The sequence below is a fragment of the Spirillospora sp. CA-142024 genome (genome assembly GCF_050942325.1).
Lineage (GTDB): Bacteria > Actinomycetota > Actinomycetes > Streptosporangiales > Streptosporangiaceae > Spirillospora.
The window spans coordinates 8671948-8690933 of record NZ_CP192077.1 but is presented as its reverse complement, the minus strand read 5'-3'; the positions used below and the strand labels follow the sequence as shown (position 1 = coordinate 8690933).

Here is an 18986-nt window from a genome sequence, read left to right as displayed (position 1 = left end):
TTCCCATGAGCGTGTGGGACGACCTGGTCGGGCAGGAACCCGTCATCGCGCAGCTGTCATCGGCCGCCGGGGGAACGGGCCCGGCGCACGCGTGGCTGTTCACCGGGCCTCCCGGCTCCGGACGCGTCGCCGCGGCGCGGGCGTTCGCGGCGGCGCTGCAGTGCACGGAGACGCCGCGGGGATGCGGGCACTGCGCGTCCTGCCACCAGGTCCTCCAGGGCACGCACGCGGACGTGGAGGTCGTCCGCCCGCAGGGGCTGTCGTTCGGCATCAAGGACGCCCGCGCGCTGGTGCTGCGGGCCTCGTCCTCGCCGAGCGGGCACGGCTGGCAGATCGTGCTGTTCGAGGACGCCGACCGGGCCACCGAGGGCGCCGCGAACGCGCTGCTGAAGTCGATCGAGGAGCCGCCGGCGCGGACGATCTGGCTGCTGTGCACGCCGTCGCCGGAGGACCTGCTCGTCACGATCAGGTCGCGCTGCCGGCTGGTGACGCTGCAGACCCCGCCGATCGGGGCCATCGCCGACTTCCTCGTCCAGCGGGACGGCGTCGAGCGGGAGACCGCCGAGGTGGTGGCGCGGGCCGCGCAGGGGCACATCAGCCGGGCACGTCGGCTGGCCTCGGACCCCCGGATGCGCCGGGTGCGCGACGACGTGGTGGCGATCCCGCGCCGGCTGACCGGGGTGAGCCCGGCGGTGGCGGCGGCGGAGATCCTCGTGAAGGCGGCCGAGGCGGAGCGGGACTCGCAGACGGGTGAGCTGAACGAGACGGAGACGTCCGCCCTGCGCAAGGCGCTCGGCGAGAGCGAGAAGGGGCGGATGCCGCGCGGCACCGCGGGCGCGCTCAAGGAGCTCGAAGGCCGGCAGAAGTCGCGGGCGACGCGCGTGCTGCGCGACGCGCTGGACCGGACGCTGCTCGATCTCGCGTCCTACTACCGCGACGTGCTGACGCTGCAGCTGGGGGCGGGCAGCGAGCTGGTCAACATCGAACTCGGCCCCGAACTGCGCACGGCGGCGGGGACGGGACGCCCGGAGGACACCCTCCGCCGCCTCGATGCGATCATGGACTGCAGGGAGAGGCTGGCGGCGAACGTCAACCCGCAGCTGGCGTTCGAGGCGCTCGCCCTCGCCCTGCGTACCGGCTGACATCGCATCGCGTGACACTTGCGTACGGCTTACAAGAGATGTCCCTATTCGTTACATTTCCGTACGCGTCTCTCAACAAGCGCACAAGTAGCGTCTGCTGGCTGATCAACAGAAAAGCGGGCTAGTCACCCCACGGCCAGGAGGTCTGCTTTGCGGCGAGCCTTGATTTCCGCCGCGTGCGCCGTCACCACCATGGCGGCCCTCGCGTTCCCAGCGTCAGCGGCTCCGAACCCGACGCAGGCGAAGGGTGCGGAGTCGGAGTACGTCGTCCTCTACAAGGAGGGCGTTTCTCTCGGTTGGGCCCACCAGGCCGTCAAGGCCGCCGGTGGCAAGGTCGTCCACGAGAACCGTGACGTGGGCGTCGCGACCGTCCGTTCGGACAACCCGGAGTTCATCCACGCCGTGATGAACCAGCGGGCGCTGGAGGGCGTCGCGCACAACCGGGTCATCGGCGAGGCGCCGAAGACGAAGAAGAAGGCCGCCAAGGTCGAGCGGCTGGTCGGCGTCAAGGGCGTGAAGAACAAGGTCGCCCTGACCGGCAAGCCGTCCAAGGACACCGAGCCGCTCGCGGATCTGCAGTGGGACATGAAGCAGATGCACGCGACGGCGGACGGCTCGTACAAGAAGGAGCCGGGAGACAAGCGCGTGCTGGTCGGCGTCCTCGACACCGGTGTCGACGGTGACCACCCGGACATCGCGCCGAACTTCAACCGGAAGCTCAGCCGGAACTTCACGCACGACATCCCGACCGACGCCAACGGCAACGAGGTCGACGGTCCCTGCGAGTTCAAGTCGTGCGTCGACCCCAACAACTGGGACGACAACGACCACGGCACGCACGTCGCGTCCACGATCGCCTCGCCCCGCAACGGCCTCGGCATGGCGGGCGTCGCGCCGGACGTGTCGATCGTCAACCTGCGGGTCGGCCAGGACTCCGGCTACTTCTTCCTCCAGCCGACCGTCGACGGCCTGACCTACGCGGCCAAGAACGGCATCGACGTCGTCAACATGTCGTACTACATCGACCCGTGGCTGTGGAACTGCGGCAACAACCCCGCCGACAGCCCCGAGGACCAGCTGGAGCAGCGGACGATCATCAAGGCCGCCCAGCGGGCCCTCGACTTCGCGCACAGGCGGGGCGTCACGCTGATCTCCGCCGCCGGCAACGACTTCGTCGACTACACGAAGACGAACGACGACGCGACCAGCCCGGACTTCCCGTCGGTGCCGGGTGAGGAGCCGCACGACCGGACGGTCCCGGCGAGCTGCGTGTCGATGCCGTCCGAGGGCGAGCACGTCATCCCGATCTCGGCGACCGGCCCGAGCGGCCGCAAGTCGTACTACAGCAGCTTCGGCAACGGCTACGTCGCGGTGGCCGCGCCCGGCGGCGACAAGGTCGACAACGCGGACCAGCGTCCGGACGACAAGGGCGGCATCTGGGCGGCCTACCCCGAGCGGCTCGCGAAGGCGCGCGGCGAGCTGAACGCCGACGGGACGCCGAACGTGCCGTACATCATCCGCAGCTGCAAGGGCGACAAGTGCGCCTACTACCAGTCGCTGCAGGGCACGTCGATGGCCTCGCCGCACGCCGTGGGCGTCGCCGCGCTCATCGTCAGCAAGTACGGGCACCGGGACGGCCAGGGCGGCCTCACCCTGGACCCGGGCTTCGTCGAGAAGATCCTGCGCGGCACCGCGACCGCCAAGGCATGCCCGAGCCCCCGCACGACCGAGTACGTCTGGTACACGACGTCGGGCGACGAGTGGGTGAAGCACACCTCGACGCAGACATGTGAGGGCTCGAAGGGGCAGAACGGCTTCTTCGGCAACGGCATCGTGGACGCGCTGAACGCCGTCTCAAGCTGACCCTGTATCAGGCCACCCCAGGACACGGCCCCCGGCGACTCTGCCGGGGGCCGTGTTCTTTTCACCGAGGGACGATCCGGTGCGCCCTGTGGCAAGGTGAACACCGACCGTGTCTCGGACGTGGCGGGCGAAGGAGCGACGATGACCGAGCCGGAGGAGCGGCCCGAGGACACCGGCGAGCCCCCGGCCCGGCGGCCCCGAACGTGGATGATCGTCGGCGCGGCGGTGGTGGCCGTCCTGCTGACGGGAGGCGCGCTCGCCGCGAGCTTCTACGCGATGCACGACGAGAGCGACGCTTCTCAGCCCGGCGAGCGTCAGGTGTCGGTGTACTTCTGCATCCGCTCGTCGACCGCTCCCAGTTGCCGGGGTAGGGAGGCGACGGATCTGATGCGGCAGACGGTCACCCAGCGCGTCAAGGCCATGCCCAAGGTGCGCAGCGTGGTGTACGAGTCGCAGCAGCAGGCGTACGAGAGGGCCAAGAAGCTCTTCAAGGACCGCAAGGACCTGCTCGACGCACTGAGTCCCGGCGACGTCCCCGATTCGCTGCGGCTGCGCGTCGCCGACACCGCGGGCGCCGAGGCTGTCAAGGCGGCGTTGGCCGGCGCCGCGGGCGTGGAGGACGTCGTGATCCAGCCGCTTCGCCCTCGGGCATGATGGAGGGATGCCGTACCGAGTCACCTTCGTCTGCACGGGCAACATCTGCCGCTCCCCGATGGCCGAATGGGTGCTGCGCCACCACGTCGAGGAGGAGCGGCTGGACGTCGACGTCGACAGCTCGGGCACCGGCAACTGGCACGTGGGCGACGAGGCCGACGACCGGACGATCGCGGCGCTGGAGCGGGCCGGGTACCGGTCGGCGCACATGGCGCGGCAGTTCGAACCCGGCTGGTTCGGCCGCTACGACCTGATCCTGGCGCTGGACAAGGGGCATCTGCGGGCGCTGCAGTCGATGGCGCCGGACGCGGAGGCGCGCGGCAAGGTCCGGCTGCTGCGCGAGTTCGACCCGGACGCGGGCGGGGACCTGGACGTCCCCGACCCGTACTACGGAGGCCGCGCCGACTTCGACATGGTCTTGGAGCAGGTCGAGGCGGCGATGCCGGGCCTCCTGGAGGAGATCCGCACAGCGCTCAAGGAGAGCTGAGAAGAGTGCGGCTCGAACGCCTGCTGGGAACCGGGGTCGATGATGTACACGACCTCGGTTCCAGTCATTCCTGGACGTTGCACAAGGCCTCCCTGGCCGACGGCCGCGAGGTGTTCGTGAAGGCGGCCTCCGGTGGGGCCGGCGTGTTCGCGGCCGAGGCGGCCGGACTGCGCTGGCTGGCGGAGGCGGGCCCCGGGACGCCCGTCCCCGAGGTCGTCGCGGCGGACGACCACATGCTCGTCCTGCCGTGGCTCCCGTCGTCGTCGCCGTCCCCGGCGGCCGCCGAACGGCTGGGGCGGGAACTCGCCGCCCTGCACACCGGCAACCGCCCGGCCGCCTACGGCGCGCCCTGGGACGGCTACATCGCCGACCTACCGCTCGACAACACGCCCGACGACCGCGCCTGGCCCCGCTGGTACGCCGAACGCCGCCTCGAACCGTTCCTCCGGCTCGGCGCGCGGCACCTCTCGTCCGGTGACGTCCGTCTTGTCGAGCGGGTGATGGCGGACGTCGAGACGCTCGCCGGGCCGCCGGAGCCGCCGTCCCGCATCCACGGCGACCTGTGGTCGGGGAACATCCTCTGGACGGACGAGCGGGCGCTGCTCATCGACCCGGCCGCGCACGGCGGCCACCGTGAGACCGACCTGGCCATGATGGCGCTTTTCGGGACATCGCACCTCGAACGCGTCTTTGCCGCCTACGATGAGGCCGCGCCGCCTGCGGACGGATGGCGCTCCCGCATCCCGTTGCACCAACTGCACCCGCTGCTCGTCCATGTGGCGCTGTTCGGCGGGTCGTACCGGGCCTCCCTGGTCGACGCGGCCCGTGCGTCGCTAGGCTGACGCGGCTTGCGACTTCGCTTCGATGTGGTAACTCCACCTTCATGGGTGTTTGTCGCGATGTACATGAGATAGAAACGACGGGCGATCCGGCAAGAGAGGCAGGTGCGAGGAACACCCATGGACGAAGGCAGGCGCGAGGATCCGGGAACCCGCCTCGGCTCGTGGAAGGGTCTCGTCCCTCTCGGGGTGGCCGCCGCGGCCGCGCTGTTCATCGGTGGCGGCGTGGACGTGGTGCACCGTCACCAGCGTGCCGCCGATGATGAGCACGACGCCAAGCCCGCCGCGAAGGCAGAGAAGACGGAACCGGTGTTCGTTGTCGGCATCACCAAGCCGGGTACGGCGTTGGTGGTCCGGGACGTCCACACGGGCGCGAACGTAGGTCTGCCCGTGGCCGCGCCAGAAGGCCGTCGCTTCCACCGTGTCGCCGCGGCCAAGGACGGCTCCTACGTCGTCGCCTCCTACGGCGCCCAGAAGGTCACCTTCCAACGCCTCCGCCTGGACGGCCGTGGACGTCCCAAGGACCTCAAGGACATCCCGAACGCCACCGTCCCTGGCGTCTCCACAGCCTGGTCGGACCTCGCCCTAAGCCCGGACGGCGACCACATCGCCTACGTCACCTACAGAGGCGTACGCAGCCGCGTGGACGTGGTCTCACCCAAGACCGGCACCCACAAGGTGTGGACGACGAAGCTGCGCGCTCGCGTTGGAAGCCTCTCCTGGTCCGGCTCCACACTCTCTTTCGTCTGGAGTTCGGCCGGCTCGGCCAGACACCAGGTCCGCGCACTCGACACCAACGGCGCCGCCGGCGACCTCAGGGTCAGCAAGGCCGTCATGCTCCTGCCAAGGGGCAGCTCCAACGCCGTCCTAAGCCGGGACGGCAACTCCCTCATCGTGGCCGCAGCGAAGAAATCCGAACTGACGCTCCAGACCTACACACTGCAGGGAAAACCCATCAAGGCCCTGTGGGCCCAGAAGGTCAAGGGTGAGCTCACCGGCCTCGACGTGGGCCACACCGGCGGCGTCATCGCGACCGCAGGCGACCTGTACGCGCAGGGCGTCCCGGCCGTCCCAGGAGAGGATCTCGCCGACGCCGCCTGGTGAGACCTAGAGTGGGTCCCACGGAATCGGGCGAATGGAGCGAAACTGTGGGCATGGTGATGGCCGTCAGCTTCACCCGTTACGGTCGGCTCTATTACCTCGACCCCGGCCCGCACAGCCCCAAGGTCGGCGACAGGGTCCTCGTCCCGACCGACTCCGGGCCCGAGGTCGCCGAGTGCGTGTGGGCGCCGCAGTGGGTCTCCGACGACATCGGCGGCCTCCCCGAATGCGCCGGCCCCGCCACCGACGAGCACCTCGCCCGCGACGAGGCCAACCGCCGCCGCCGCGCCGAGGGCCGCTCCATCGCCAAGCGCCTGATCCGCAAGCACGAGCTCCCGATGAAGGTCATCGGCGTCGACTACCTCGACGCCGACAACGTCTTCAAGATCTACTTCACCGCCCCGCACCGGGTCGACTTCCGCGCCCTCGTCCGCGACCTGGCCCGCGGCATCAAGGCCCGCGTCGAACTCCGCCAGGTCGGCCCCCGCGACGAGGCCCGCCTCCAGGGCGGCATAGGCCCCTGCGGCCGGGACCTGTGCTGCGCCACCTTCCTGAAGGACTTCGAGCCCGTCTCCGTCCGCATGGCGAAGGAACAGGACCTCCCAGTCAACCCCCTCCGCATAGCAGGCGCCTGCGGCCGCCTGATGTGCTGCCTCAAGTACGAGCACCCGTTGTATGTCAAGGCGCACGACAGCATGCCGAAGCTGGGATCCCGCGTGGACACCCCGAACGGCCCAGGCCAGGTGGTAGGACGCAACGTCCCCGCGGACAAGGTCACAGTCCGCCTCAACAGCGGCGGCCGCTGCTCCTGCCCCTCAGCCTCAGTCTGCTCCCCCCGCCAACAACACGAAGCTACGTACAACCGTGCCTCCGACGAGACCGCTACCTGACCTTTCTGCTAATCGTCGACAGGGACCAGTGGACAGCGCGACGATGATCGGGCTGCGCACGGTGAACTCCGTGTCACCGATCGCCCCAATACCTGAGCTGACTTCAGTCAGGCAACGGCGATCGCAGGCCCAACTGCCGAGCAACCTGGACAGATCTCATGGGAGGATCCAGGCGCCGACCGTCCGTCGGAGATCGCTTCTTGTCACTGCTGAGACCGTTGACCTAGTTCGGTCTTATGTTCCAGCCCTCGGCAATATTGGTGATCTTGAGGGAAGATGTCGGAATGCATGGTGGGCGGGTCGCGCTGGTTGTGTCGGGTGTCGTGGTAGCGGTGTTGGTGGTGTTGTTCCTGGTGTTGAAATGGGACGACGCCAACAAGATTGCGACTAGTGCCTCGGCCTTGGCGGGGGTTGCTGCGGTGGGGGTGGCGGTGTGGGCGGCCTGGCCGGTGGTCGCGGGAGGCCTCTCAAGTGTGCGTGTGTCTCGGACGGGGAAGGCGACGGCGGGGCCTGGGGGGAGGGCGAACACAGGGCTCTCGGTGGGTGGTTCGGTGCCCGATGGCGTCCGGGTGGATCGCACGGGCGATGCTGAGGGCGGGGATGCCAATAGCGGGGTGGAGTCGCGTTGACGAGTCGACCTTGGTGGGGTTGGGTTCGCCGGTCGGGGCGCGCGTCGGGTGGTGATGGCGCGAATGTTAATACTGGCATTCAGAACAATTATTACGGAATGCGAGCGACAGGTCCTTTCCGCTCGGCGTATGCGCGGCAGGTTGAGCAGATTTTCTCCGGTGAGCTGAAGGATCGCCGGGCGGAGCTTGAAGAGTTGGCAGAGTTCTGCACATGCCCGGAAGGTCCGGATTATGTGTGGTGGCAAGCTCCGGCATGGGCTGGCAAGTCGGCGTTGATGGCGTCTTTTGTGCAGAATCCGCCGGCAAGGGTCCGTGTGGTGTCCTTTTTTATCACTGCGCGGCTTGCGGGCCAGAGCGACCGGTCCGCATTTTTGGCAGCGGTGTTGGAGCAATTGGCGGAACTAACAGGTCAAGCGCTGCCGGATGTGTTGACTGAGTCGAATCGCCAGCAGTGGTTCTTGCAACTGCTGGAGGAGGCTGCGGGCAAGTGCGCGGCGGACGGATACCGGCTGGTGCTCGTGGTCGATGGATTGGACGAGGACCGGGGCGTGCGACGTAGCAGGGATGCTCACAGCATCGCCGCTTTGTTGCCCGGTCGGCCCCCTGAAGGGGTGCGCGTCGTGGTGTCAGGCCGTCCGAACCCGCCTGTACCGGGGGACGTGCCGGACTGGCATCCGCTCCAGAAGCAGGGAATCGTCCGTGCATTGCGGCCTTCTGATTGGGCGGTGGCGTTCCGAGCCGCAGCCGAGCGCGAGTTGTCAGACCTCTTGGATGGCGGCGGGGTAGGGCGTGACCTGCTTGGCCTGCTGGTAACGGCGGGAGGTGGCCTATCAGGCCGGGACTTGGCGGAGTTGACAGGTGAGCCGGTGGGGGAGGTGGAACGGATCCTTCATGCCGTCACGGGCCGATCATTTACTTGCCGTGCCCCACGGTGGGCCGACAATGGCGATGAACTCCTCGTGCTGGCTCATGAGGAACTCGTGCAGAGTGTTTTGCGATCCCTCCGCCAAGTGGAGACCCAAGCATGGTGGGAGCGGATCCATGCCTGGGCAGAGCGCTATCGAGGTTCTGGCTGGCCCAAAGGTACACCGGAATATTTGCTCCGCGGATACCTTCAACAGCTTCACAAAATCGGTGACTTGTCGCGCATGCGGGCACTGGTTGCAGATCAAGAACGCTTAGACCGCATGCTGGATGTAAGCAAAGGAGACGGTGCGGCAATAGCTGACATTATCACCGTTCTGGAGCACATTCGTGACCAACCTAGCCCTGACTTAGTCTCGGCTCTCCACGTTGCTTTGACCCGGCAACGCCTTATCCAACGCAACAGCAACATCCCCGTAGGACTTCCGGCTGCCTGGGCACGTCTAGGAAATCTTAATCGTGCCCTCGCATTGGCCCATTCTCTCAGCGATCCTCCGGACCAGGTAGTGGCGCTGGGCAAAGTGGTCGACGCGTTGGTGGACGCGGGTGGGGTTGAGCGGGCTGCTGAGTTGGCGACGGAAGCGGAGAACATCGCCAATTCCGTTCCAAATCTCTTGAGTCAGGCCTATGCGCTGAGCATCGTGGTCGACGCGCTGGTGACCATCGGGAGTCTAGAACGGGCTGAAGCCGTCGCCCGCACCATCACCGACCCTCGAAACCAGGCAGACGCGCTGAGCAGCGTGGCCGATGCGTTGGTGAAGGTGGGGCGGACCGAGCCAGCCGCTGAGTTGGCCACCGAAGCCGAGACCCTTGCCCGCACTATCACCGACTCTCAGAGTCGGGTTTACGCGCTGAGCAGGATAGCCCGCGCGTTGGTGAAGGCGGGTGGGGTTGAGCGGGCTGCTGAGTTGGCTACCGAAGCGGAGAACGTCGCCCGGACTATCACCGACCCTCGAAACCAGGTGTATGCGCTGAGCAGTGTGGTCGACGCGTTGGTGGACGTGGGTGGGGTTGAGCGGGCTGCTGAGTTGGCTACCGAAGCCGAGACCCTTGCCCGGATCATCACCGACCCCCGAAACCAAGCGTTCGCGCTGAAGCACATTGTTTGGGCGCTGGTGAGCTTGGGGAGTCTAGAACGGGCTGAAGCCGTCGCCCGGACCATCACCGACCCCCAGAACCAGGCAGACGCGCTGAGCAGTGTGGTCGATGCGTTGGTGGACGTGGGTGGGGTTGAGCGGGCTGCTGAGTTGGCCACGGAAGCCGAGAACGTCGCCAATTCCGTTCCCGATCTTTTGGGCCAGGCTTATGCGTGGAGCAGTGTGGTCGACGCGCTCGTGAGCATGGGGAGCCTGGTACGGGCTGAAGCTGTCGCCCGGACCATCACCGACCCCCAGAACCAGGCTTACGCGCTGAGCAGGGTAGCCCGCGCGTTGGTGGACGTGGGTGGGGTTGAGCGGGCTGCTGAGTTGGCTACCGAAGCGGAGAACGTTGCCCGCACCATCACCGACCCCCATAGTCAGGCCTATGCGCTGAGCAATCTGGTCGACGCGTTGGTGAAGGCGGGTCGGGCCGAGCCAGCCGCTGAGTTGGCTATCGAAGCGGAAAACGTTGCCCGCACCATCACCGACCCCCAGAACCGGGCCTACGCGCTGAGCAGAGTGGTTGACACAGTGGCGAGCATGGGGAGCCTAGAACGGGCTGAAGCCGTTGCCCGGACCATCACCGATCCCCAGAACCAGGCAAACGCGCTGAGCAGTGTGGTCGAAGCGCTGGTGGAGGTAGGTGGGGGTGAGCGGGCTGCTGAGTTGGCCAACGAAGCCGAGACCGTTGCCCGCGCCATAACCGACCTGCTGAACCAGGTGTATGCGATGAGCAGAGTGGCCGGCACCCTGGCGGAGGTAGGTGAGGTTGAGCAGGCTGCCGAGTTAGCCAACGAAGCCGAGACCCTTGCCCGCGCTATCGCCGACCCCCGAAGTAAGGGGTCCGCGCTGAGTAACGTTGTTTGGGCGCTGGTGAGCATGGGGAGTCTTGGACGGGCTGAAGCTGTCGCCCGGACCATCACCGACCTCCAGAACCAGGCAAACGCGCTGAGCACTGTGGTCCACGCGTTGGTGAAGGCGGGTCAGGTTGAGCAGGCTGCTGAGTTGGCTACCGAAGCCGAGAATGTTGCCCGCGCTATCACTGACCCCCAGAATCGGGCCTATGCGTTGAGCAGCGTGGTCGACGCGCTGGCGAGAATTGGGAGTCTAGTACGGGCTGAAGCCGTCGCCCGTACTATCACCAGCCCCCAGAGTCAGGCTTCCGCGTTGAGCAGCGTGGTCGACGCCTTGGTGGAAGCTGGACAAGTTGAGCGCGCTGAAGCCATCGTTGGATCCATTGTCAACCCTCCGGCGGCTGCATATGCCCTCGAAGCCATCGCCAGAACAACTGATGCGGCCCGCGCTCGGCAGCTGATCTCATCGGCAATGGTATACGCGACGGCTACGGACCTCCTCACAGCAGTTGGCATCGCCTCTCCTGACGCGCTTGTTGAGGCCATTACATATGTGAGAGGGCTCAGTTGCTGACTAATGTTTCTTCGAGGGTTTACTGGTTAACATGAGTGATGTCGTGGCAGGGACCACCCCAGTAACGAGCGGGAGACCATAATGGTTCGTGAGCACTTCAACATAGATTGGTGTTTTGGATTCAGGGATTGGATGCGTCGAATAGTCGAAGAAGACCGCAGGGCGGATCTGTATCGCTGGCCCATCCAGAGTTTCGACGGCAAAGTTTATCGCGCCTCTGACTCCGTGCGGCTGTTCGTATTGCGCGACAAGGGATCGGCTGACGTAATTTCGTCGGTCAATGGGGTCAACTTGCTATCGTTGCCAGAAAACGTTCAACCGATTGACGAGGTCTCTCTCGAATCAGACGCCATCCTCAATCTTCTCGATTCATTGTATCGAGACTTTGAATTGAGGCAGCAGGACTGCCTCTTCTTCCTTCCTGAGGTTGAAGGTCGAAATATCGAAGAGGATTGGGGATTGCTGCCCTCTCAGGTGCAAGCTATATTGCGCTTGCAGGTCGATTATGCCATTAGATGGCAATCGCATTACGTTAGAGGGTTCGATACAATGGGAAACTTCTCTCTCCCTCCAGGCTACGACTTCCTTGCGAAAGAGTGCGAACGTTTCTTTAAGGATCACCCGAGATACGAGCGCAACGTCTTCCTAATGACACGCTTTGATGCTGGGAGCAAGTTCCTTGTCACGCTAGATCAAGAAATTCGAAAAGCTTTGCGCGAACACGGTTATAATCCGGTCAGGGCGGACGATAAGGTTTACATGCCAGATCGAAATCTCTGGAATAATGTCTGCGTATACATGCTCTGCTGTAGCCGTGGAGTTGCCATCCTGGAAGACAGGGCGGCTAACGAATTTAATCCAAACGTTGCTCTTGAATACGGATTCATGCGAGCGCTCAACAAGCCAGCTCTCCTACTAGCCGATAACGCATTTAGTAATCTCCGGGCAGATATATTGGGCACCCTGCGGGAGACATTCGATCTCACCGATATTGAAGCCACTGTTCCTGTAGCCATTGAACGCTGGCTAAGAGATTAGGCGTTCCTTCTGATATCGGGCGGGAGCCTCCGCCGAAGAACTAAAAGAGCTAGTTCACGCAGCGCTAGAAGAGCGTTTGTGGCCTTCGCCCCGACAGCCGTGGCCATATCCTGGGCGATTGAGCCGGAGTCAAGAACGAAGTCCGTTGGATTGTGGATCAACACCTATTGTCGGTGGTGGGCGCCGGCCTCGAAGGAGTACCCGCTGGCACCCGCGCTTAGCTTCAATGCGGCTTGCCAGTGCAAGTAGGCGGTCGATGGGCCACATATGGTCACACGGCGTTGTGACCCGCCCGTAGCGGCAACGCGTACCTACACTTGAGAACGGGCAGACCCTGATGTAGGGGCTGGCATCCCGATGCGACTACTTTCGCACATCGCGTCTTTAAGTACTGGAGGACGATATGAGTTATCGCAATAAGACCTACGTAGCCTTCGCCAGTGAAGACATTAACTACTACAGACTCATGACAGCCTGGCGCGATAACGAGCACATCGATTTCAACTTCCTAGACGCACACGATCTTGCACAGGCAAGGGATACTAGTCTGCCAGAGACCATCCGGCGAAGCCTTCGTCTGCGGCTGGCTAACACGAAACAAGCCATCATACTGGGCAGTGCGAAGGGGAAGAAGAAGGCGGGAGACGGAAAGTCGTTTCTCTATTATGAGGTCGAGGTTATTTCGAAGCTCGACCTGCCAGTAATTATTGCCAACCTGGATGGGGATCGTTTCATTGATGAAAACTTCATTCCTCAACGGTTTATTGATGACGACTACTACACGCTATCAGTTTCGTTCCAGCCTAGGATAATTCGATACGCTCTAGACAATTACGCTCCTGCGTATGCTGTATCCAATAAGAAGGGGGCTCACTACTATAAGGCTGAAACATATCGAAAGATTGGTCTCTAATAAGTGGCTATTGTAAGGGACCTGACAAAAAAGCGCTTCTGGGCAAGGTTTTCGACTCAGACTTTGTCCTGCGTCGGCTTCTTTGCCGTGGTTGCGGGCATAGTTTCTGCACTGTTCCCAAAAGCGCTTCCTCCAATGGGAGTGTTTTTTGTAGGCACAGTCCTCCTGATATCACCTACATATGGTCTTTATAGATCTTGGCCTAGACCTGTGCGGCAACAGTATAAGTCTCCCAACACCGAAATTCATATTGTCGAAGGAGATCTATTTGAACAGGAAGGAAACATAGTCATCGGTATGACGGACACCTTTGACACCGAGATCCCACATATCATCGATGAAAAAGGTGTGCAGGCGCAGCTTCTGACGCGAGTCTACCGCAATGATATTCGTGCGCTTGATAGGGCTTTAGAGCAGGGGCTCGCCCCTTACAACGAAAGCCATCGGTTCACGCCTCAAGATGCTAAGCCAGGCAAGCAGGTGGCCTATCCTGTCGGGACAGTCGTTGCGATTTCGCCCTCGATTCGCCGCCTGTACTTCTGTGTAGCTTACACGGAGATGAATAAACGAAATGAGGTACGCGGGAGCGTCGACCGTGTCTGGCGTAGCCTGAATAATCTGTGGGATGAGGTTCGGGCGAAGGGTAATGGGGACCCTATCTCGGTCGCAGTAATCGGGGGCGGGCAAGCTCGCATCTCTCAATATTTCCCTGCTCAGGACTCTATTCGCTTCATTGCTTTGTCATATATTTTTGCCTCCCGCAAAGAGAAGGTCGCCGATCGGCTAAATATTGTGGTCAGGAGTTCGGATGTCGACAATCTCGATATGCTGGAATTGCAAGCCTTCTTAAGGTCGCTTAAGCCGTCATGAATGCATCGCTGGACGTCCCCAAGATATGGCCTTGCCCATTTTGTGAATACTTGGCAGGGGTTCGACCGTTTACCATTCTCACAAGAACTGAGGCCGTAGCTACTTTGGTGACGCGAGAGCAGCGCGGTGTAGGACATCTACTGGTAATGCCAATAAGACATAGGCCTACCCTAATCGATCTGACAAAAGATGAAGCTACGGCTATCATGCCTGCTATTATCTCGGCCGCCAAAGCAGTCAGCAATGCCTATAAAGTCCGAGGCGTAGCTGTTTGGCAGAACAATGGTATCCCTGCACATCAAACGATTCCTCACGTTCATTTCCATGTTGCCGGGACGTTGCCCGATGGTGGGACGGAGTGGGAGCATGTAGAGGAGTCGTCGATCGCTGATACTGATGCAATTGCAGCCCGTCTAAGAGATCATCTAGACTGAATTTTGATCTAGTACTGAATTTGCCCTCTGTCGATCAGATCGGCCGCTCGTCTGTGGCGGTCAGTGAATCGCCTCGGGTAGTAGAAGTTTCCATCTGCATGGCTGAGCAAAAACCCCTTTTCTGGTTTGATGCTCGAATCTCCATCACTTTGAGGGCTATTCGTCAGCTAAAGCGTCTTCTCGCCTATCGCTTTTGCGCAAATGCTTACAAATTGCCTGCGGTGGGAGGCTCTGTCGACACGGACAGTGATGAACCGCTTGCGACGTGCTTTGCTTCCGAGGACACTTGGAGCAACGACAACGGTTTTCATCGTCTCTTTGGGAGGGTTCGTGAAGGTTGCGTTCGTGGGTAAGGGCGGTAGCGGGAAGACCACTACGTCGTCGCTGTTCATCCGTCATCTGGATGCGGAGGGGGTGCCGGTTGTCTCGATCGACGCGGACATCAATCAGCACCTCGGCGCGGCCTTGGGGCTCAGTGATGAGGAGGTCGCCAGCGTGCCGGCGCTGGGAGCGCACCTCGACGTCATCAAGGAGTACCTCAGGGGCGATAACCCTCGTATCGCGTCCGCGGCTCAAATGGTGAAGACGACGCCACCAGGGCGCGGCTCGAAGCTCCTGCGGATCGGGGGTGACGACCCGATCCATGCCATGTCTCGTCGGTTCGGTGGCGTGACCTTCATGGCGGCCGGCCAGTTCGACGACAAGGACCTTGGGGTGTCCTGCTATCACGGGAAGACGGGAGCGGTTGAGATGTACCTCAACCACCTCGTTGACGGTCCCGGAGAGTACGTCGTCGTGGACATGACGGCGGGGGCGGACACGTTCGCCTCTGGGCTGTTCACGCGGTTCGACGTGATGTTCCTCGTCGTCGAGCCGACGAGGAAGGGCGTAGCCGTCTACCAGCAGTACACCGACCACGCGCGGGACTTCGGGGTGAAGATCGCGGTCGTGGGCAACAAGGTCCAGACCAGCGACGACGAGGCGTTCCTACGCTCGCAGGTGGGGGATGACCTGCTGACGTGCATGGGGCACCAACCGGCCGTTCGGGCCATGGAGCAAGGTCGTCCCTTCGACCTCAGCGCGCTCGACGGTCCTGGGCGGGAGGTGCTGCGACGCCTTCAGGCCGAGGTGGACGCGCAGCCGAAGGACTGGGAGAAGTTCTCTCGGCAGGGTGCGGAGTTCCACGTCAAGAACGCTGAGAGTTGGGCCAACAAGTCTGTGGGGGTCGATCTCACGACTCAGATCGATCCGGAGTTCAGCATGGCCCTCGAAGCGTCGGTGTTGGGATAGCGGCTCTGGGATGCCGGACGGCTCACGAAGTCGGATCTGAGCTGTCCGGCGTCTCCTCGATGAACACTCGTACTGCGGAAAGCTGGGTGGGAGGGGTAGGGGCCGGCTGATCAGTCGACAGGGTCTCGGCAGCCATCCTGAAGGTTTCGGCTTTGTCCCAGTGAACTTGTGCCTCGTGATTTTCCCGGAGCAGGATGCAGCGGAATGAGGATTCCATGTGCATCTCGCTCTGTTGGGTCAGATAGAAGCGCAGTAGGGGGCGGAGGGGGCACAGCAGGGCGTAGCGGACGCGAGGCATTCGATTACTCCGGTAATCCGGAACCCCCGACTCTGCGCGCCTTCTTGGCGGAAGTCGGGGGTTCGTCTCGGGGTTTCAGCAGAGGTACATTCGGGCTCTGAGTCTGTGCTCGACGTTTTCGGCGGCTCCCTTCGCGTCTCCGCAGAGGTAGATGTGGCCGCCGGTTCCGTGTCCTTGTCGAGCTTCGTAGTAGCTCCATCGGCCGTCGGGTTCTGCTCGGACGTGAACCCAGACCTCGACGTCTTCCGCACCAGGGGCGTACACCCGCAGGACTGGCAGCGAGATCGGGAACCCATCGGGGCGGTAGAGGCGGACGCATCGCCAGCCGGACGCTTCGAGCACTACGGCGAGCCCATCCAGGTACCGCAACGCGGTGTTGTGGCTGATGCGGGTACGGCATCGAAGGGTGTGGCGCTCGACGAGGGCACGCGCGCGGGTGACCAGCTCCCGCCCTAAGAAGCGACGCGCGCCCAAACGATCTTGCCTCCTTCGGTGATCGGTCGCGTGCCCCACTTGAGCGCGATGCCCTCGACGGTCAGGAGTCCTCGGCCGTTGAGCTGGGTGTCGCTTTCCGGACGGACTACCGGCGCGCCGTCGCCCTGGTCCCACACCTCGATTACGGGGATGCCGTCGCTCTCGTCTCGGTAGACGCGGACGACGATCTGTCCGGCGCCGTGGAGAAGGGCGTTCGTGACCAGCTCCGAGACGACCAGACGGCCGTCGGAGTCGTCCTCGATGCCCCACTCGCGGAAGCGTTCGGCGAGAAAGCGGCGCGCCAGGGCCGGCGCGTTCACGGTGGGATCGAGGACGAGGGGCGGGGTTTCGGGGGCGAGAAGGGTTGCGTGCATCGATACGACCTTTGGAGTGTCTCCGGATGTCGGATGGAACCGGTGATGATCACCGGGCGGTGGGCGGGTGTTCGCCATGGGGAACTGTCGCCTCCGGTTTCCTGTTGAAATGCCGTGACCAGAGTCGCAAGCGTGAGTTACTCTCGGCTACGAACCCCGAAACGGGTCCGGTAAACCTCCGCCCCGGACCACGAAACCTCCCACCGGGGTTTGGTAGAGGAGTCGGCAATGGGATCACGGCGTGAAGCGTACGAAGATCCGGCTATCCAGACATTTGCGGCAGAGGTCACGGCGTGGCGCTCGGAAGCGCAGCTGAGCAAGCAAGACTTGGCCGAGAAGCTCGGATACACGCCGCAATGGCTCGGCCAGATCGAAGCCGGCAAGAACATTCCTTCAGAGAAGTTCGCCCAGGACCTCGACACCTTTTTCAGGACGAACGGTCTATTCTCGCGCCTTTGGAAGCGCATCATCGACACACGTCACCGGACGATCCGGCCTCCCGGGTTCGACCAGTACCTCGAAATGGAAGCGGAAGCGGCTACCATTCGGGCGTTCGACGTTGCCATGGTCAATGGGCTGTTGCAGACGGAGAGCTACATTCGAACCGTGCTTGGACGTAATCAGAGACCGGATATGGTGGATCAACTCGTGAAGGACCGTTTGAAGCGGCAAGAGTTGTTCACTGCTGAGGACGCACCTCAAGCATGGTTCACGATCGACGAGTTCGCTTTGCGGCGTGTGATCGGTGGCCCTACGGTGGTACGTGAGCAACTTCAGCATCTGCTCTCCATTAGCGAGTTGCCCAACGTGTGGATCGATGTCGTCCCGCAGGATGCCGGGTACTACCCCGGGTTGGGTGGGAGCTTCATCATGCTCAGTTTTGCGGACTCGACCGATGTCGCCTACATCGAAGCTGGTGGGCAAGGGATGCTTCTCCAGGAGAAGAAATCCGTTGCAGAGTGTGCGGTGTTGTACAACTTGCTTCGAGGTGACGCGCTCCGAATTGATGAGTCCCGTCGCCTGATCGAAAGTTTGATGGAGGAACTCGGATGATGAACTTGCCGAACCCCACGGGTCTCCGGTGGCGTAAGGCGAGCCGTAGCGACCACCACGGAGGAGCATGCGTTGAGGTGGCGAGCGCGGCACCTGCGGTCGGTGTGCGTGACTCGAAGGACCCGGACGGACCAATATTGATCTTCGCGGCGACCGAATGGCGAGCGTTCGTGCGTCGCGTCAAGGATCGTGAGCACGACTTGATCTGACCTGGCATTGCGTGCACGAACAGGTTGGAACCGGCCACAGTGCGGCGCCCCGTACCGCACTCCGTCTATGAGAGAATCCGTCCATGGTCGACCGTGATCAGCAAAGCTCCCCGTATCAGGCCATCGCCGACGACCTTCAGTCGCAGATCAAGAGCGGAGACTTGACTCCTGATTCGCCGTTGCCAAGCGCTCAGGAGCTGGCCCAGCGGTGGGATTGTGAGTTGAGCGCGGCGCGTCGAGCGCTCATCGCACTGAGGAACGTTGGCGCAATCTACTTCCTGGCAGGTCAGGGCGCCTTTGTTGCGAAGAGCCCGCCCCTCGTCAGAACCCATTGGGACCGGTTCCAGCGTCCGCATGCCAAGCCCGCGTATCGACAGGAGTCGGACCGCGCGGGTATGGAACTCCACATGGAGCATTCCACGGAGCGCGCAGAGGCTCCCGCCGGCGTTGCGGAACGTCTCGGCATCGACGAGGGCGACCCTGTTACCGAGACCTCGTATGCAATCAGCATGGGCGGGAGCCCTGTCTCTTTCAGCGTGGCATGGGAGCCTCTCGCGATCACGGCTGGCACTGAGATCGAGTCGCCCCACGAAGGGCCGTACGGCGGACAGGGAATTGTCCCGCGATTCGACGCGATCGGCTACTTCGGTAGATGTGGAAGAAGAGGTTCTGCAAGTCCGCATGCCCGAACCACACGAAGAGGCGCAGCTCGACATTCCGGCGGGTGTCCCCGTGATCCAGATATGGCAAACGTTCTGGGCGGGAGACACACCGGTCGAGGTCGCGAAGATCATTTACCGTGCTGATCGGTACGAATTCCAATACCGGACGACGATCGACTAGGAATCGTCGCGCTTCTGATCAGCCGACGGAAGTCCGTGGTCGTACTCGTTGCCACAGTTCCGGCAGGCTCGATATAGAACTTCCTCACCAAACG

The 18986-nt window shown here is 63.1% G+C and carries 17 protein-coding genes and 1 pseudogene; 17 read left to right on the top strand and 1 reads right to left on the bottom strand.

The genetic code is table 11. From position 1 onward, the window contains the following. Nucleotides 1-5 precede the first annotated feature (5 nt). From ACQPZP_RS41185 to ACQPZP_RS41125, 13 genes are all read left to right on the top strand, one after another. Nucleotides 6-1142 carry a DNA polymerase III subunit delta' gene (locus ACQPZP_RS41185; protein ID WP_433475022.1) on the top strand — a complete coding sequence of 379 codons (1137 nt, stop codon included), beginning with the start codon at nucleotides 6-8 and terminating at the stop codon, nucleotides 1140-1142. A gap of 150 nt (nucleotides 1143-1292) precedes the next feature. Then, the gene (locus ACQPZP_RS41180; protein ID WP_433475021.1) at nucleotides 1293-3005 is read left to right on the top strand and encodes a S8 family peptidase; all 1713 of its coding nucleotides are present in this window, start codon (nucleotides 1293-1295) and stop codon (nucleotides 3003-3005) included. A 141-nt stretch (nucleotides 3006-3146) separates the two neighbouring features. Next, on the top strand, nucleotides 3147-3659 hold the full coding sequence (locus ACQPZP_RS41175) for a permease-like cell division protein FtsX (protein ID WP_433475020.1): 513 nt from the start codon (nucleotides 3147-3149) through the stop codon (nucleotides 3657-3659). Nucleotides 3660-3666: 7 nt separating this feature from the next. After that, nucleotides 3667-4146 carry a low molecular weight protein-tyrosine-phosphatase gene (locus ACQPZP_RS41170; protein WP_433475019.1) on the top strand — a complete coding sequence of 160 codons (480 nt, stop codon included), beginning with the start codon at nucleotides 3667-3669 and terminating at the stop codon, nucleotides 4144-4146. Next, on the top strand, nucleotides 4143-4988 hold the full coding sequence (locus ACQPZP_RS41165; protein WP_433479763.1) for a fructosamine kinase family protein: 846 nt from the start codon (nucleotides 4143-4145) through the stop codon (nucleotides 4986-4988). The genes ACQPZP_RS41170 and ACQPZP_RS41165 overlap by 4 nt, the downstream gene beginning before the upstream one ends. Nucleotides 4989-5105: 117 nt before the next feature. Then, nucleotides 5106-6089 (top strand): TolB family protein, encoded by a 984-nt coding sequence (locus ACQPZP_RS41160; RefSeq protein ID WP_433475018.1) that lies wholly within the window; start codon nucleotides 5106-5108, stop codon nucleotides 6087-6089. Nucleotides 6090-6139: 50 nt separating this feature from the next. Then, nucleotides 6140-6976 (top strand): PSP1 domain-containing protein, encoded by an 837-nt coding sequence (locus ACQPZP_RS41155; RefSeq protein WP_433479762.1) that lies wholly within the window; start codon nucleotides 6140-6142, stop codon nucleotides 6974-6976. A 625-nt stretch (nucleotides 6977-7601) separates the two neighbouring features. Further along, the gene (locus ACQPZP_RS41150) at nucleotides 7602-11096 is read left to right on the top strand and encodes a hypothetical protein (RefSeq protein WP_433475017.1); all 3495 of its coding nucleotides are present in this window, start codon (nucleotides 7602-7604) and stop codon (nucleotides 11094-11096) included. A gap of 81 nt (nucleotides 11097-11177) precedes the next feature. Further along, nucleotides 11178-12134 (top strand): hypothetical protein, encoded by a 957-nt coding sequence (locus ACQPZP_RS41145; protein WP_433475016.1) that lies wholly within the window; start codon nucleotides 11178-11180, stop codon nucleotides 12132-12134. A gap of 403 nt (nucleotides 12135-12537) precedes the next feature. Further along, nucleotides 12538-13047 carry a TIR domain-containing protein gene (locus tag ACQPZP_RS41140; protein ID WP_433475015.1) on the top strand — a complete coding sequence of 170 codons (510 nt, stop codon included), beginning with the start codon at nucleotides 12538-12540 and terminating at the stop codon, nucleotides 13045-13047. Between the two features lie 210 nt (nucleotides 13048-13257). After that, complete coding sequence (locus ACQPZP_RS41135; protein WP_433475014.1) at nucleotides 13258-13917, top strand: macro domain-containing protein; 660 nt, start codon at nucleotides 13258-13260, stop codon at nucleotides 13915-13917. Continuing rightward, nucleotides 13914-14351, top strand: a complete 438-nt coding sequence (locus ACQPZP_RS41130) for an HIT family protein (protein ID WP_433475013.1) — start codon at nucleotides 13914-13916, stop codon at nucleotides 14349-14351. The genes ACQPZP_RS41135 and ACQPZP_RS41130 overlap by 4 nt, the downstream gene beginning before the upstream one ends. A 330-nt stretch (nucleotides 14352-14681) precedes the next feature. Next, nucleotides 14682-15641 (top strand): ATP-binding protein, encoded by a 960-nt coding sequence (locus tag ACQPZP_RS41125; RefSeq protein WP_433475012.1) that lies wholly within the window; start codon nucleotides 14682-14684, stop codon nucleotides 15639-15641. Nucleotides 15642-16391: 750 nt separating this feature from the next. Here ACQPZP_RS41125 and ACQPZP_RS41120 read toward each other — a convergent pair. Further along, a complete protein-coding gene (locus ACQPZP_RS41120; RefSeq protein ID WP_433475011.1) occupies nucleotides 16392-16787 on the bottom strand; it encodes an ATP-binding protein in 396 nt (131 codons plus the stop codon). Nucleotides 16788-17015: 228 nt separating this feature from the next. On the opposite strand from ACQPZP_RS41120, the gene ACQPZP_RS41115 reads away from it, so the two are divergent. The 4 genes and pseudogenes from ACQPZP_RS41115 (at nucleotide 17016) to ACQPZP_RS41100 (ending at nucleotide 18892) form a co-directional block, all read left to right on the top strand. Continuing rightward, nucleotides 17016-17840 (top strand): helix-turn-helix domain-containing protein, encoded by an 825-nt coding sequence (locus ACQPZP_RS41115; RefSeq protein WP_433475010.1) that lies wholly within the window; start codon nucleotides 17016-17018, stop codon nucleotides 17838-17840. Then, entirely contained in the window at nucleotides 17837-18049 is a 213-nt protein-coding gene (locus tag ACQPZP_RS41110; protein WP_433475009.1) for a DUF397 domain-containing protein, read from the top strand. Before ACQPZP_RS41115 ends, ACQPZP_RS41110 begins: the two co-directional genes overlap by 4 nt. 83 nt (nucleotides 18050-18132) lie before the next feature. Further along, nucleotides 18133-18339 (top strand): annotated as a pseudogene (locus tag ACQPZP_RS41105) (GntR family transcriptional regulator); the annotation flags it as partial. 364 nt (nucleotides 18340-18703) lie between these two features. Beyond that, nucleotides 18704-18892, top strand: coding sequence for a UTRA domain-containing protein (locus tag ACQPZP_RS41100; protein ID WP_433475008.1), 189 nt, complete (start codon nucleotides 18704-18706; stop codon nucleotides 18890-18892). Nucleotides 18893-18986 lie beyond the last annotated feature (94 nt).

Excerpts from the sequence above, each read along its gene's own strand:
- ACQPZP_RS41185 (WP_433475022.1), top strand. The coding sequence starts at position 6 with ATGAGCGTGTGGGACGACCTGGTCGGGCAGGAACCCGTCATCGCGCAG.
- ACQPZP_RS41175 (WP_433475020.1), top strand. The coding sequence starts at position 3,147 with ATGACCGAGCCGGAGGAGCGGCCCGAGGACACCGGCGAGCCCCCGGCC.
- ACQPZP_RS41170 (WP_433475019.1), top strand. The coding sequence starts at position 3,667 with ATGCCGTACCGAGTCACCTTCGTCTGCACGGGCAACATCTGCCGCTCC.
- ACQPZP_RS41160 (WP_433475018.1), top strand. The coding sequence starts at position 5,106 with ATGGACGAAGGCAGGCGCGAGGATCCGGGAACCCGCCTCGGCTCGTGG.
- ACQPZP_RS41155 (WP_433479762.1), top strand. The coding sequence starts at position 6,140 with ATGGTGATGGCCGTCAGCTTCACCCGTTACGGTCGGCTCTATTACCTC.
- ACQPZP_RS41145 (WP_433475016.1), top strand. The coding sequence starts at position 11,178 with ATGGTTCGTGAGCACTTCAACATAGATTGGTGTTTTGGATTCAGGGAT.
- ACQPZP_RS41140 (WP_433475015.1), top strand. The coding sequence starts at position 12,538 with ATGAGTTATCGCAATAAGACCTACGTAGCCTTCGCCAGTGAAGACATT.
- ACQPZP_RS41130 (WP_433475013.1), top strand. The coding sequence starts at position 13,914 with ATGAATGCATCGCTGGACGTCCCCAAGATATGGCCTTGCCCATTTTGT.
- ACQPZP_RS41120 (WP_433475011.1), bottom strand. The coding sequence starts at position 16,787 with ATGCACGCAACCCTTCTCGCCCCCGAAACCCCGCCCCTCGTCCTCGAT.
- ACQPZP_RS41115 (WP_433475010.1), top strand. The coding sequence starts at position 17,016 with ATGGGATCACGGCGTGAAGCGTACGAAGATCCGGCTATCCAGACATTT.
- ACQPZP_RS41110 (WP_433475009.1), top strand. The coding sequence starts at position 17,837 with ATGATGAACTTGCCGAACCCCACGGGTCTCCGGTGGCGTAAGGCGAGC.